We start from the raw sequence: 13,503 nt of genomic DNA, 5'->3' as shown, positions 1-13,503 counted from the left end.
GTGGGCTTTGTTTTAGGGTTTGTTGTTGGCGTTGGTGTAGGCATTGGTGTGGGCGTAGGAATAGGAAGGGGCGTAGGTGTAGCTATGGGGGTCGGCGTAGGAGAAGGCTGTGGCTCCGGTGATGGTGTTGGCTGAGGGATCGGCCTGGGCCGCGGCGTAGGATGTGGCGAGGGAGATACGGTCGCTGTGACCGACGGCCCTGTCGTTGGTCCTGGCTGAGGCACGGTCAAGGAACTAGGGCAGCCTGAAGAAGGCGGGAAGTCTATGCCGCTGGCGGGTTGAGGAGCGCCAGTGTGGCCCGAAGGCGTAGCGGTGGGCGGTAACGGTACTGCCACCGTGCTTTCGGCAAAGTGCCCCTGCGTCTCCGCTGCCAGCGCACCCTGCGAGCGCGAAAGCAGCGTCCGCTCTGACGGGGTCGCCAGCCAGAGGGGCACCCCGAAACTCAGCAGTATTACGAGCATCAACAGAGAGAGCAGTAGAACGCGCACGACACAACCGCGGTTCCAGAGAGCCATCATCGTATCTAGCATGTCGATGCTCGCTCCCCTCCTCTCCTCTTTGTCATGCCCGTTTTATTCCTCCAGGGGCGTCAATGGCTGGCTGCCGCCGCGGTACTCTCGCTGACGGCCGTCCTGGCTCGGCGGGCTGACCCCCTCGCTCTGCTCCTCTAGTTCGATGTGCATCAGTCTAGAGAGTTGACGCTCCTGCTGAAATCGCCACAGAAGCTTTTCCAGACATAGCACGCATTCCAGCGGACGGCGCATCGTAAACAGCTCGCGACGGCGCCAGTGATCAGCCAAGAAAGCGACTCCGTTGCGCTGGCGACTGACCTGGAGCAAGTGATCGTAGCCAAGCAGAATCTGACAGCGACGCCCCAGATAGATCAGGCGACGGTCGGTCAAAATGAGCAGGCCATGATCGCGTATGGCTTCCTCTGGGGGAGCAAAAGGGCGAAGCTGTTCATTGCAGAGAGTGGCCTGGCAGCAATAGTAAGCACGCTCGCCCAAAGCGAGACGGACCGGCACCTGGACAGCAGGTAACGGGTCTTTGAGAACAGAGCGGCGTCCAGACTGTTGGGAGAGGGCCGCCTCCTGACGCCTCTCCCGCTCCTCTCGGAGGCGAGCGCGACGACGCTGCAACAGCTCGCGATGTACCATTTGCCAGCCTGCCGGGGCTAGCGCGCGCATGAGGGCGGTAGGGGTCTCTCTCTCTGAGGTTGGAGCCACTCTCTCACCTGAGCCAGTCTCGTCCGTCTCGCTCTCAACTGTATCCGACTCGTTGCCTGCCGCCGGCATCAGACGGGCCTGGGGACAGGCGCGCAGCAAATAGTCGACCATCTTACGTACATCCTCTGCGGAGGCGATACCACGGAGAAGCACGCGCTGCTGACCAAAGGTCAGCTCAAGGCGAGCAGAGGCAATACCCAAGAGAGAGCGATAGATCGGACGAATCTGCGTCAGATGGCGCAACTCATAGACTGTCCCATGAACCCGCAGATGATCGGGGTAGAGTTGAAAGGGCCGGCCCCAGCCACACGTCCCTGCCACAATTGGCAGAGACAGAGCCTGCTCCCTACGTTCAACGGCCTCAAGCTGGCCTTTGCCTCGCTCAGATCTTCTCTCCACTTCCGCGTCCTCCACCACCATGCTCGTAGCTGCGCTCTTGCTCTCAGAGCACCTTCTATCTAAGGAAACGTTTTATCTAATCTTTCGTAACATATTGTAAAAGTTCTGCATATACTGATTAAAGTGCGGGGGAGCAGATGAGTAATATCAGAGGAAACGGCGCAGCCAAAGGCGCAAGAGGCCGCGGCGCAAAGGAGGCCACAGGCGCTCTAGCTCAGCCTTTTCAGCGGAGCTGGGCAGCTCATACGGGGGGGCCCAGCGTTCGCGTACGAACAAATCGGTCAGTCGGCGCAGCGGTAGCGCGGCCTCTGGGATAGCCTGGCTCAGACGAGCGCTATACTCATAGGGAGTCTGCCAGGAACGTGGTCGCAGGCCGGCCAGGCTTGCCAGGTGGCAAAGGTGCCAGAAGAGGCGAGCCACCGGACTGGTCTGACGATCAAGCCGGCGCCGCCAGACAGTCGCCACTATCAGCAAGACCAGCACCAACAGACCTAGCCCTGTCAAAGCTAGCAGAGTCAGCAACGACCAGGGGGCAGCCAAAGCTCTCTGGAGAGGGCCGCGGGGCGTTTTAGCATCCTGCTGGGGGGCTGGTGTTGCCGCCGGGCCTGACTGACTGGGCTGACCACCTGGTGTGGTAGTGCCGCTGGGAGAAGGCGAAGCGGAGGATGAAGGCGACGGTGTCCCTGTGAAGGCCGGGCCTAGAGCGAAGCCGGGCGTTGGATCGAAATCGATCCAGCCGTGACCTGGAAAGTACACCTGAACCCAGCTGTGGGCATCGCTGCCATTGACTACCCATACCTGGCGACCGGCGTCGTAGTGGCCCTGGCTGAAGCCGGCTACCATGCGCGCGGGCATGCCCAGCAAGCGGGCCATCACCACCATGGCACTGGCATAGTAGGTACAGTAGCCAGTATGGGTCTGCAACAACCAGCTCACTGCATCAACATCTGGGGGAATCGGCGGATTGGTGATCGAATAGCTAAACTGGCGAGGATCGCTCAAGTGGCTGACCAGCAACTGCATGGCCTCGAAAGCGTTGTGCGCTCCCTTTGTCCACTGCAGGGCTGTCTGCATCAGGCTATGAGGCAGATTAGACGGTAGCTGCAGATAATCGCGCTCCAAGATTGGCAAGGCTGGATCACTTTGCCAGAAGTGGGGATCTACCGAGAGCAGGGGAACACGCGCCAGGGAGGCGGCGTCTACTACCGGCACGCGTGTCACAACGGTATAGCGCTCGCCAGGCTGCAGCGGCCCCTGCTGAGCCCAGGCGCTGGGCAAGCGCTCCCCGTAAAGTGTCACCGCAACGCTAAAGCGGGCTGGCTGAGGAGGGGCAAACAGGTAACTGCGTGCGCTCTGAGGTACCTGCAGCAAACGAATTTGAGCAACAGCTTGCCGGTAGTGACCGGCAGCAGTATCAGCGGGCAGCGGCTCGTCTGCCGCATAACTTCTGGCCTGACTCTGTGTGGTTGACCTCCAGCTATGACCATCAAACTGGTTATAGGTCACAGCCTCCAGGTAGGCCGGGGCTGCGCTCCCGTTATATTCCAAGATGCTACCAGTTGGCAGCAGGACCGAACCGCTGACCGTCAGGCGCTCGCTGAAGAAAATGGTGACCTCCTTTGAAGAGAGCTGGCCGGAAGGCCCCGAACCGAGCAGGCGCTGATGCAGCAGCGTCCCCGCCAGGGCATCCAGATTCTGCCAAAGTCGGCTACCCCAGCTAGGTTGTGTCAGAGGGGGGAGCAGCAAGGCGGGCAGGAGCGAGAGCAGCGCCAGGAGCGAGGTCAGCGCCAGATTGCGCCCCAGCAGGGAGCGCAGCCAGGAATGTTCGGCAAAGAGGCCCAGGTTGTGCCAGTCGTCAAGCAGCGTTGCCAGATGCAGACGGCCAATGAGCAGCAAGAGCGCCCCCAGCATCAGTGGCAACAGCAGAGGCGAAGCCTGGCGGCTATACTGCAGATTGACCAGCATAATAGAGCAGTAGGTCAGTGCCACCAGCCAGGGGAGACGCGCGCGATACGTCAGCCAACTTCCCAGATAGCCTAGAAAGAAGCTCAGGAAGCAGAGGTAGAGCAAGAAAATATGCTCACTAGAGACGACAGCCAGGCCAGGACCGGTGCCGCTGCTCAGCAAAGCCCGCAGATCAGTGAGCAGCAGTGTCCAGGGAGCATGCAGCGCCGCACCCGCCGTCAGAGCAAAAGCCAGCCAATAGCCACTAAAAAAGGCGACAAGGTGCAGCAAAGGCTGAGGCAAGAAGCGGCTCTTTGCAACCCCAAAGCCGGCTAGCAGACCCAGAGGAGCGCTCCAGAACAAAATCCAGGTTCCGGCCACCCAGTCGGCGGAGATCATTGCCAGCACCAGAGCATAGAGCGCGATCGCCACCAGCAACAAGGGCAGCCAGCCCTCGGCTGGCGTCAGCCCAAGGCCGAGGCGCGAAGGGCGCGCAGGTAGAGGAGTAACAGGAGCAACAGGCGCCGTCAGCAGAGGCGCAGTCTCTATGACTGGGGCTGGGCGGGAGCCATTGACCCGCGAGCCCATGCTCACCTCTGTTCTTGTTCCCCACCGAGAGCTTTGTTGAGCAACCTCTGCAGGAGGAGAAGTGGCGGCCTGACCAGCTTTCTTCACAAGCGGCTCCTGTCCCGGACACACACTAGCCGACTGGATCGACAACGGCCTTGATTGCTGCCAATGCCATGAGGCTGCTCGCCTGGCAAAGGCTTTGCTCCCCGGTGTTCCCCCATCTGCACCGGGGGAAAAGGGCCTCTTCCTCATGCGAGCAGCAGAGGAGAGAAAGGCACCTGCATGTCACAGGCTCCCTTCCTTCGATTCGTCTCTCCTAATGATACCGCAAAGAAGGTCTCACTGTCACCGTTGACCAGAGAGCAACAGGAAGAAACTCTCTCCCTGATCTCGCCTGACCTCCATGTTCTGGCGCGCGGGAGATCCGGGCCCCGCTCCGCCGGCAGCGCTCAGGAGCGAGCCGGTCGGCGTCCAAAGGCCGCGAGCAGCAGGCTAGCAGCGATCACAAGACAAATAGCCGCGAAGAGGAAGGCGGCGGAGAGGTCCACATAGGTCTGTAGCCAGCCGGCCACCGTTGGCCCCAGGCTGTACCCGATGCTCCAGGTCACTGAATAGAAGCCGCTCAGTGTAGCGCGATAGCGCTCAGAGACCTGCTCCATTGCGAAGGCCGTATAGACCGGCTCAATGAGGAGGCGCAGGAACGAGCGGGCGTACTCGCCGAGCACAGCGACCACCAGAAGCGGCGCGTAGCCGATCAATATCATCAGGGGAGCACTGAGGTACATTACAGTAGTAATGATACCTATTTTGCTCCAGCGATGTACAAAGAGCGGGGCTGTCAATGAGAACAGGCCACCGGCCAGACCAGAGATCGTGAAGATCAGCCCGAGCGGACCTGGCAGCAGGGCGAAACGTAGCACGAAGAAGAGCTGAATCAGCGCGATAACTGCTCCTTCGCCCATATTGAAGATTAGATCGGGCACGAGCAATTGAGCGAAGACCGCCAAAGGGAAGCGCTCGGCGGCTTCAGGGCGAGAAGAGGCAGCGGCGGCTGAGTGGGGAATGGGCGTCTGAACTGCTGCGCTGCTGCGGCGGGAGGCTGTCGGCGGCGAGGCCTGGAGGAGCCAGAGCGGCAGCCCAAACAGCCCGCTCACCAGGGAAGCACTCAGCACACCCCAGCGCAGAGCCAGCACGCTATTGGCGCTCACCTGCAGCAGGCTGGCGACCAATTCGGGAATAGCGCCGCCGACCAGATTACCCAAGGCCCCCACGCCTAGCAACAAGAAACTATTGAGGGCCAGCACTCCTACACGCTGCTCCTCGTTGGTCTTCTCAATCAGCAGAGGCACATTCGTCACCCAATAGGCGGTCGAGGCCACGCCCTGGAAAAAGGCGGCCAGGAGCAGCAGGGGAGCCGCTGAGGTCAGGCCGATCAGGGCCAAGAAGAGCGGCGTCAGCAAAGCCGAGGCCAGCAACACTGGCTTATAGCCCAGGCGGTCGGCCAGCATCCCGCTGGGAACCGCACTGACCAGCGAGCCGAGAGCGGGCATCGCGCTCAGCAGCCCAATAAAGTCCGGCTGATAGCCCAGGCTATGGGCATAGTAATTGATATCAAGCGTGCCGATCGTCAGTTGGAAGCCTTTACCGAGAGTATAGAACAGCAGCAAATAGACATCGCGAGGAAGCTGCAACCAGGTCGCCAGTCTCATTCTTGCCCCGCTCCCCCGCTCCCGCTGCTGGACTCTCCGTTGCCCGTCTCCCGCGCCATTAGCCGAGCTGGCAGAATCCTGAGAGAGATCGGGCCTAGAAGACATTGTCTGCGACTCCTGTCGTCCTCATACGTAGAGCGAAATAGAGATAAGAAAAGAGATGAAAAAAGCCATGCCCTCGTAGGGTATCATATCCGCGAGCGATGTGGCAACGGTCACCCGGGACCGGCGAAGCGAGTCAGCAGGCGGCTCTGCGCAAGCCGACCGTTTCCCTGCTGCAGTGCCGGGCTCCGACGTTGAGCAACTTTAGCAGAAGGAGAGCAAGCGTCTTTCACGATGGATGGAATCAGCTTTCATCCTGGCATGGGTCACATCCACCTCTCTCCGGGCGAGCTGTTCGCCTGGCTGCTGGTTGGGCTGATCGCCGGCTTTCTGGCGGCGAAGCTGGTGCGTGGGCAAGGATTGGGGTGCCTTCTCGACATCTGTGTCGGGCTGGTGGGGGCCATCATTGGCGGCTTCCTGATGAGCCTGCTGGGCATCAACGAGACCTTTCACTTTCTGGGCACGACCCTGGTCGCCTTTCTCGGCGCCTGCCTGCTGTTGCTGCTTGTCGAACTCGTCGCTGGGGGAAGACGCTCACCCTAAGCTGCCAATTAGCCAGATGCCCCAGCTCAAGCCAGACCGGGAGGGCGCAATCGCAGGCCAGCCTCGACTGGTTAGACTCATCAGGTAGGCCACCACGTAAGGCGCGTGGGAACAGGCCACCGCTCCACGTCTGGAAGCGGAAAGCGCCGTGCTGACCTCCAGGTCTCCCACGCGCCTGGAGTGAGAGCCGAGAAGAATGACACTGGAGAGAGAAAGAGCAGCTTATCAGACGCGGCTTCTCTCGCTCTTGGCGAGCCTGTCTGCACTCCTCTCACCTCCACTCCAGTCGCCTGGCTTACCTTTTTCGCTTTAGTACTTGATCAGAGCAAAGACGTCGTAGCCCTTGAGGCGCTCGCGGCCTTTCAAGTAGGTCAACTCCACCAGAAAAGCGATGCCGGCGATATGGCCTCCCAGCTTTTCGACTAACTCCATTGCTGCCGAGACAGTGCCACCAGTTGCCAGCAGATCATCGACGATCAGCACACGCTCTCCTGGTTTAATGGCATCAGTATGCATCTCCACAATATTGGTGCCGTACTCGAGGGCATACTCCACGCTGACCGTCTTCGCCGGCAGCTTGCCAAACTTGCGTACCGGAACGAAGCCGCAGCCGAGTAAATAGGCCAGGGGGGCACCGAAAATAAAGCCTCTGGATTCGACGCCAACGACGGTCTGGATACCCGCACCAGAGTAGTGGGCTGCCAGGCGATCGATGGCGGCGCGGAAAGCCTCGGGATTCTGCAGAAGGGGAGTGATATCACGAAAGAGAACACCCTTCTGGGGGAAATCAGGAATATCTCTGATCCAGTCTTCCAGCCGTAGTGGCCCCGACGCAGATGACGATGACATCCTAAGCGCTCCGTTTCCTTCCTTCTTCCTCGACAAAAGAACTAGGTCAGGCCGCCTCTCCAGGGGCTTATGTGCGCATAGCGAATCCACGACCGGCCTAGCACAGAAGTGATCAGGCAACGCAGGTCGCTGTACGTTCTGCAGCAAGAGATTAGCCTCATGTGCTCTCAGCTGGGCCGCGCGTAGCCCAAGCCCGACGCTCTGCCCTTACCCTGACCTGACGTTAGCCTGATCACATACATCAGCATTGCCTGCCGGCATTGCCTTCGGAATTCCGTAGATTAGTATAGCACGAATCTTCTCCCTGACGAGGGAGGAGAAAAATCCCCACCCTTCTCTTTTGTGCTGGCTTTCAGCAAGCAACCAGGGAGAGACTGCGCGGTCTGAACGTCAGCTTGGTCAGACGACACTGCAGACAACCTGGCGAGGGGGAGCCACGATCAAGCCCCTGCTGCCGGTGCTGACGATGGCTCACTCTGTCCCAGCTCCGCGGTACAATAAGCGCAGCGACGCGCCCCTACAGGGATGCTGCTCAAGCAATAAGGGCACTCGCGGGTGGCCGCTTCTTCGGGCACCCCTTTCTTATGCATAGCCATTAACTTACTGACTGGCAAGACGATCAAGAAATAGAGGACGGCTGCGATGATCAGAAAGCTGACGGCGCTGTTAATGACCGTCCCGAAAGCAAAGCGGCCCGCATTCAAGCGCGAGAAGTCGAAACCGCCGAAGAGGCCAATCAGGGGGGTAATGAGTCCGCTCACAATGGCATTGACCAGGTTGGTGAAGGCGGCGCCGATAACGATGCCGACGGCCAGATCAACCACATTGCCGCGCAAGATAAAGGCTTTAAAGCCGCCCAAGGTTTCTCTGGCACCTTTTCCCACTCTGCTAAGTGTCTCGTTCTGAAGCATGGACATCGTGTCTTTCCCTCCAATCTGAGCGTGCACGCTCTACCGCGTCGGTGATGCTACCAGCGTACTGCCGAATAGGGCAGGAGCTGGGTGGGCTGCCTGCTCTGGGCCATTCCGCCCCACGAACAGCTTACCATATTTTCTGGCGAAGCTGAACGGGGGAGCGCAGCAGCCAGCGCCTTCAGTAGCGTGCGTCTGCTCAAAACAATGCCGAGTTAACAAGGCCTGCAGCCGTTCAAATGGACCGTGCGGACAGCGTCGGCTAAAACAGCGGGCTGGAAATAGCCAGCGTGTAGCGTATAATCTAAACTGGGAGAGGTTAGTTTGAGCAGAAGGCTACTATGGAGCACGATCAGTCAGGGACGTTGAATCCGTCGATCCTGGGGGGACCAGCAGGCCAGCGGTCTCAACGACCAGGTGAAGAGGCGGCGCCGGCTGGGCGCGGCGTGGCCCCCGAACAGGCGCGTCTGCGTCAGGGAATCTTGCATGTGCGCATTCGCCACTTTTACTGTACACTAGAGGAAATGGCCAATCCTGACCTGCGTGGTCTCCCCTTTGTCGTGGGGACTGGCACAGGTCGCCCCAACGAGCCAGGCCGCGTTATAGACGCCTCCCCGGCTGCGGTGCGCCTGGGTATCGTTCCCGGCATGCCGCTGCGTCGGGCCTACCGTCTCGCTCCGCGCACGCTCTTCCTACCGGCCTCCTACGAGCGCTATCAGCCAGTGCTGCAGCGCTTGCGGGAGCGCTATCGCGCCTGCTCGCACATTGTCGAATCGGTCCCCCTGGCCGATGCCTTCATCGACTTGAGTGGCAGCCCGCAGCCCATGGCCTCGCCGGTGCTCCTGGCCCAGCAGCTTGGTAGCGATATCGCCGCTCTCGGCCTGACAGCCCTGATCGGTATCGCCAGCGGCAAAATCATTGCCGAGCTAGCCGCCCTTATGAGCCGCAAGGACGGACGTCAGGGTATCCTCTATATCCCCCCAGGTCGCGAGGCCTCCTTTGTGCAGTCGCTCCCTCTCTCTGTGCTACTGCAGCTCCACGGCAGCGAGTCTGGTCTAGGAGGAGCGCGCGATAGCGATAGCGAAGGGACGGGCCTGCGCTCTGGCAGCGGCGGCGCCGAGTTGGAAGGCCGGGCTGATCGCTTTGAGGTTGAAGAATTGGCTGAGCTGGTGGCTCACTTACGCGACTTCGGCATTACCACCTTTGCCCAGGTGGCGGCCCTCTCTCCCGATGGACTGGAGCGGCGCCTCGGTCGTCTTGGGCGCTGGCTCCATCAGCTCGCTCAGGGCCAGGATCACAGCCTGGTGATCCCCGATGCTCCACCCCTAAGCCAGAATGCGCGCATTCGTTTCCAGCACGCCGCCGATGCCGACGAAACCTGTGCCGCTATTCATAAGCTGGGCAGTTACCTGGCCGGACGCCTGCGTGAGCAGCGCCTCAGGGGGCGTGTGGTGGCCTTGCTGCTCTGGCCAGCTCAGCCACGTCGCGATACGCGCCGCCTGCTGCTGGATGAGCAGGGTGAAGAGGCTGCTTTGCGCGAGGGTGAGGAAGCTATCGGAGGGCAGATCACGCTCGAGCGCCATACCGACGAGGCTGATATTCTGATCCATCACCTGCTGATGCTCTTCGCCCATTACCATCGCTCCGGTACGCGCTACCTGCAAGTGCTCGCGCGCGTGGGCGACATCATCACCGCGGTCACGCCCTACTATCCGCCAGCGGCCCGCGCCCGCGGCAGACCAACGCGTCGCCTGGATCTCAGCACCCGTAAGCTCAACGGCGAACGCTAGCTGCCACGCCCCTGCTCTTCCCAACCGTTGGCTCCCCCCTCATGCCAATAGGCCAGATTGCCCCAGGCAGAACAGGACCCCTGATTGAAAAAGCAACATCGACTGTACACCATACGTTATACTCAGGGAGAGAGGAACCGCTCTATCCTGCTAGCCAGGCTGTGCAACAACTCTATTACCAGTGCCTGTCATACTCTTCACATATAAAGAGATCAAGCTGCTAGGGATTATTTTGAGGTAATCCATGTCTGATATGTCTATAGATAGCAATCGCTCACGGCGGGGCGCAGAAGCGCATCTCAGCAAACCACAGGAGGAGCCGGCTCAGCCCGGCGCCCCCCCTACCGAGAGCGTGGTGGAGGAGAACAGCGAGCGGCCAGAAGCAGGGGGGAGCAATCTGGCGGACGAAGATACGATCAAACTCCAAAGCATGGCGGCAGCCAGGGCTGTAGAGCAGCGTACCAGCGATGAGACGCGGGCTGCCATTGAGCGAGCGGCGGCAACCTGGTCCTCGCTGCTGCAAGCTGGACCGGCGCCGGTAACCTTCCCTGTGGCCTCCTCTGCTCCGGCTGATCAGCCGGAGGCGCAGCCCGCGGAGGCGGAGGGCAGGCACCAAGAGCAGGCTGAAGAGAGGCGCAAAGCTGCTCTCAGCGAGGCCGAGACCTTACGTCTCGCAGCCGTTGCCTCAGAGACAGCGGCTGCATCCTCGCCGCTGGCCGAAGCCGAGACTCTCCCCCTTGCCAGTCCGAGCCTGGCCACGGCTCGGCGAGAGCAGGCGGCCACGTGGCCAACAGACCAGGCTCAAACCATCCAGGCACCGGATCAAGATGCCCAAAAGGGGCAGGAGCTTACAACCGCGACCAGAAGATCACGGAAGCAAGCAGGCCAGCCTCTTCCTGGCCTGCATCCTCCTCGCTGGGCGCAGCGTCTCTGGAAGGAGGCGCGTTACGGTACAGGGCAGCAGCGTCTCAAGGCCCTTGTCCTGCTCATTATCCTCTTGCTCGGCATTGGCGGGCCGGTGCTCGGTGGTCTCCTTGTCAGCCTGCAAGCCTATCTCACCTATAGCACCCTGCGTGGCCAGGCCTCGGCAGGCGTCGAGCATCTCCTTGCCCTCAAAACCATCTTCAACGGCGTCAAGTCTCATCCCTCTAGCCTGTTTGAGGCCAGCAAATTAAATCAAGCCGAGCAAGAACTGCAGCAAGCTCAGCAGTCCTTTAGTGAGGCGCGAGACACGATTGACCACTCTGCTCTTATTCATACTCTCATTACCATCCTGCCACAGTATCAAGTGCAAGTCAGATCGGCACGAGCAGCAGCTCAGATCGGCGTAGACGTCAGCATCATAGGTCTCAAGCTCATACCGGCGGCCAGGAGTCTAGCGCCGCACTTCCAGGGGCCCCTGCTCAGCGACTCGAGCAAACCGCTGCTGACACAAGATATGCTCAATCTCTTGAGCAACACCATTGATAACATTATGCCCGCACTGCGTGACGTAGAGGTCCAAAGTCAAAGCCTCTCGCTGGCCGCCCTCCCCCTGAGCAGCAGCCAGCGCCAGCAAGTGCAGCAGCTCCTGCAAGTGCTTCCCATGCTTCAGCAGAGCCTTGCTCAGGCTCGCGAGCTGCTCAACGCTGCTGGTTGGTTGCTTGGAGTAGACAAGCCGCGTACCTATCTGGTACAGACGATGGATCGCTCCGAGCTGCGTCCTGCGGGCGGCTTTACCGGCCAATATGGCGAACTGACCATCAACGCTGGCCGCATCGCCCCTTTTTCGCTCAAAGACATCTCCTTTGTCGAATACACTGCCACCAGCCCCACGCTGGGGCAGCTTGCGCCCGAGCCGTATCGCTCCTGGTGGCCCTTTGCCAACTGGGGACTACGCGATTCCAATCTCTCAGCGGATTTCCCAACCACCGGTCAGCTAGCCATCCAGGCCTACCAACATGAGACGGGACGGCATGTCGACGGCATCATTGCCCTCACGCCCTTCTTTATCGAACACGTCTTACAGGTCATTGGTCCTATCACCGTACCGGGCTATAACGAGACCATTACCGCCCAGAATCTTGAAGATCGCCTGCACTACTACCAGTTGGACAGTGCTGGAGTACGCAAACAACAGATTGTCCAGCATGTTGACGATGCGGGCCAAGCGCGCAAACTCTTCACATCGCGACTGGCTCAGACCCTGCTCGATCGCGTGCGTCATGCCTCCCCCGACGAGATCGTTGCCATTGCCCACGAAGCCCTCTATGACCTCAAGACCAAAGATATCGAAATCTATGTCACTGATCCGCATGTTGAGCAGCTCCTGGTCCAGTACGGCTATGGGGCCCAAATAGACCGCTCGACCAGCCACGACGGCCTCTATGTGGTTCAGGCCAACCTGAACGCCACCAAAGCCTCGCAATATGTCCGAACCCTCATCCATGATGTTGTGACCCTGGATGCCAAAGGGGGAGCCACCCACTACCTTCAGCTCCGCCTGGCCTATACTGATACCGGGCCAGTCTACGGCTATGACACCTATCGCGACTACGTGCGCATCTATGTGCCGCCTAACAGCAAACTCCTGAGCGGAGACGGCTTTGATAGCGGAACTCCCCTCTGCGGCGGGCCTCTGCCGGCCTGCAACGCGACGGTTGTCTATCCGCACGATGAGCTGATGTGTCCACCAGGCCAGTACCAGCCGGGAGCGGCCTCCCCGACCCTGAGCGACCCAAACCCGGGCGACTGGCACCCCTTGGACAGGGTGGGGCCACCAACCAACACCGTCAGCGATGTACCGGGACGGGCCATGTTTGGCGGTTGGGTAGTGGTGCCCAAGAACTGCACCATCACCCTTACTCTCTCCTGGTATGTACCCCCGCTCAACAAGGGGCATTATGCCCTGCTGGTTCAGCGGCAGGCGGGCACCTACCCGGAACTAGATGTCACCATTCTACCGCCTGATCCCTGCAGTCAGCTCGGCATTGCCGGCGTCCATGTCGATACCCTCATGAGCAGCGACCTGCTCATCACGCCGCGCAGCTTGCCGGCAGGCAGCGGCCAGAGCCAGAGTCAAACTCCAGGGATGCAAAGCAACTGTTACCCGCGCCTCGCTGTCTAGTCTCACCCCGGCAGGCCTCAGAGAAACTCGCTTATGTCCTGTTGCTCGGGGCGGGTCGGTTGCCTACCGGCCCATCCCGAGCAGGCAGCGTGGCCTCCTGGTCCGGTGCGCATCCCCATCACTCTAACGTCTCTAAAATAATCAAAAACTTGACCAATCATGCGGTATGTAGTATGCTCGTTCTACAGATAGGACAGAGTGCTTGTATCTCTGGTGGCGAGGAGGCTAAGAATGCTACTGTTGCCAGCGGCTCACGCTTGGGATATACTGCTCTTGCAGTAGGTTGTATTCTCAGGGCTAGCTAATCTGGGAAGATAGTAGAAGAGAAGAACTCATGGAACTGCCGGCGCTCTT

The 13,503-nt window shown here is 60.1% G+C and carries 8 protein-coding genes and 1 pseudogene; 3 read left to right on the top strand and 6 right to left on the bottom strand.

All coding sequences use genetic code 11. The features are described 5' to 3' along the window. From IRZ24_RS08950 to IRZ24_RS08935, 4 genes and pseudogenes are all read right to left on the bottom strand, one after another. A pseudogene (locus tag IRZ24_RS08950) lies at positions 1–530 on the bottom strand (hypothetical protein); the annotation flags it as partial. Positions 531–572: 42 nt separating this feature from the next. Further along, positions 573–1,625, bottom strand: coding sequence for a hypothetical protein (locus IRZ24_RS08945; protein WP_297162761.1), 1,053 nt, complete (start codon positions 1,623–1,625; stop codon positions 573–575). Between the two features lie 147 nt (positions 1,626–1,772). Next, positions 1,773–4,157: a transglutaminaseTgpA domain-containing protein gene (locus tag IRZ24_RS08940; protein ID WP_297162767.1), complete on the bottom strand. Its 2,385-nt coding sequence runs from the start codon at positions 4,155–4,157 to the stop codon at positions 1,773–1,775. Positions 4,158–4,588: 431 nt separating this feature from the next. Next, positions 4,589–5,953: an MFS transporter gene (locus IRZ24_RS08935; protein WP_366914262.1), complete on the bottom strand. Its 1,365-nt coding sequence runs from the start codon at positions 5,951–5,953 to the stop codon at positions 4,589–4,591. Positions 5,954–6,184: 231 nt separating this feature from the next. Here IRZ24_RS08935 and IRZ24_RS08930 point away from each other — a divergent pair, with 231 nt between their 5' ends. Next, positions 6,185–6,493, top strand: a complete 309-nt coding sequence (locus IRZ24_RS08930; RefSeq protein ID WP_297162755.1) for a GlsB/YeaQ/YmgE family stress response membrane protein — start codon at positions 6,185–6,187, stop codon at positions 6,491–6,493. Positions 6,494–6,802: 309 nt separating this feature from the next. Here the strand turns inward: IRZ24_RS08930 and IRZ24_RS08925 are convergent, their stop codons facing one another. Continuing rightward, entirely contained in the window at positions 6,803–7,342 is a 540-nt protein-coding gene (locus IRZ24_RS08925; RefSeq protein WP_297162753.1) for an adenine phosphoribosyltransferase, read from the bottom strand. A 440-nt stretch (positions 7,343–7,782) separates the two neighbouring features. Further along, positions 7,783–8,259: a large conductance mechanosensitive channel protein MscL gene (mscL, locus tag IRZ24_RS08920; protein ID WP_297162750.1), complete on the bottom strand. Its 477-nt coding sequence runs from the start codon at positions 8,257–8,259 to the stop codon at positions 7,783–7,785. A gap of 335 nt (positions 8,260–8,594) precedes the next feature. Here mscL and IRZ24_RS08915 point away from each other — a divergent pair, with 335 nt between their 5' ends. Together IRZ24_RS08915 and IRZ24_RS08910 are read left to right on the top strand one after the other, a co-directional pair. Continuing rightward, positions 8,595–10,043 (top strand): hypothetical protein, encoded by a 1,449-nt coding sequence (locus IRZ24_RS08915; protein ID WP_297162747.1) that lies wholly within the window; start codon positions 8,595–8,597, stop codon positions 10,041–10,043. Positions 10,044–10,296: 253 nt separating this feature from the next. Next, entirely contained in the window at positions 10,297–13,149 is a 2,853-nt protein-coding gene (locus IRZ24_RS08910) for a DUF4012 domain-containing protein (protein WP_297162744.1), read from the top strand. Positions 13,150–13,503: the final 354 nt, after the last annotated feature.

The organism is Thermogemmatispora sp. (genome assembly GCF_019683755.1).
GTDB lineage: Bacteria > Chloroflexota > Ktedonobacteria > Ktedonobacterales > Ktedonobacteraceae > Thermogemmatispora.
This window is presented reverse-complemented; position numbering and strand designations above follow the sequence as displayed.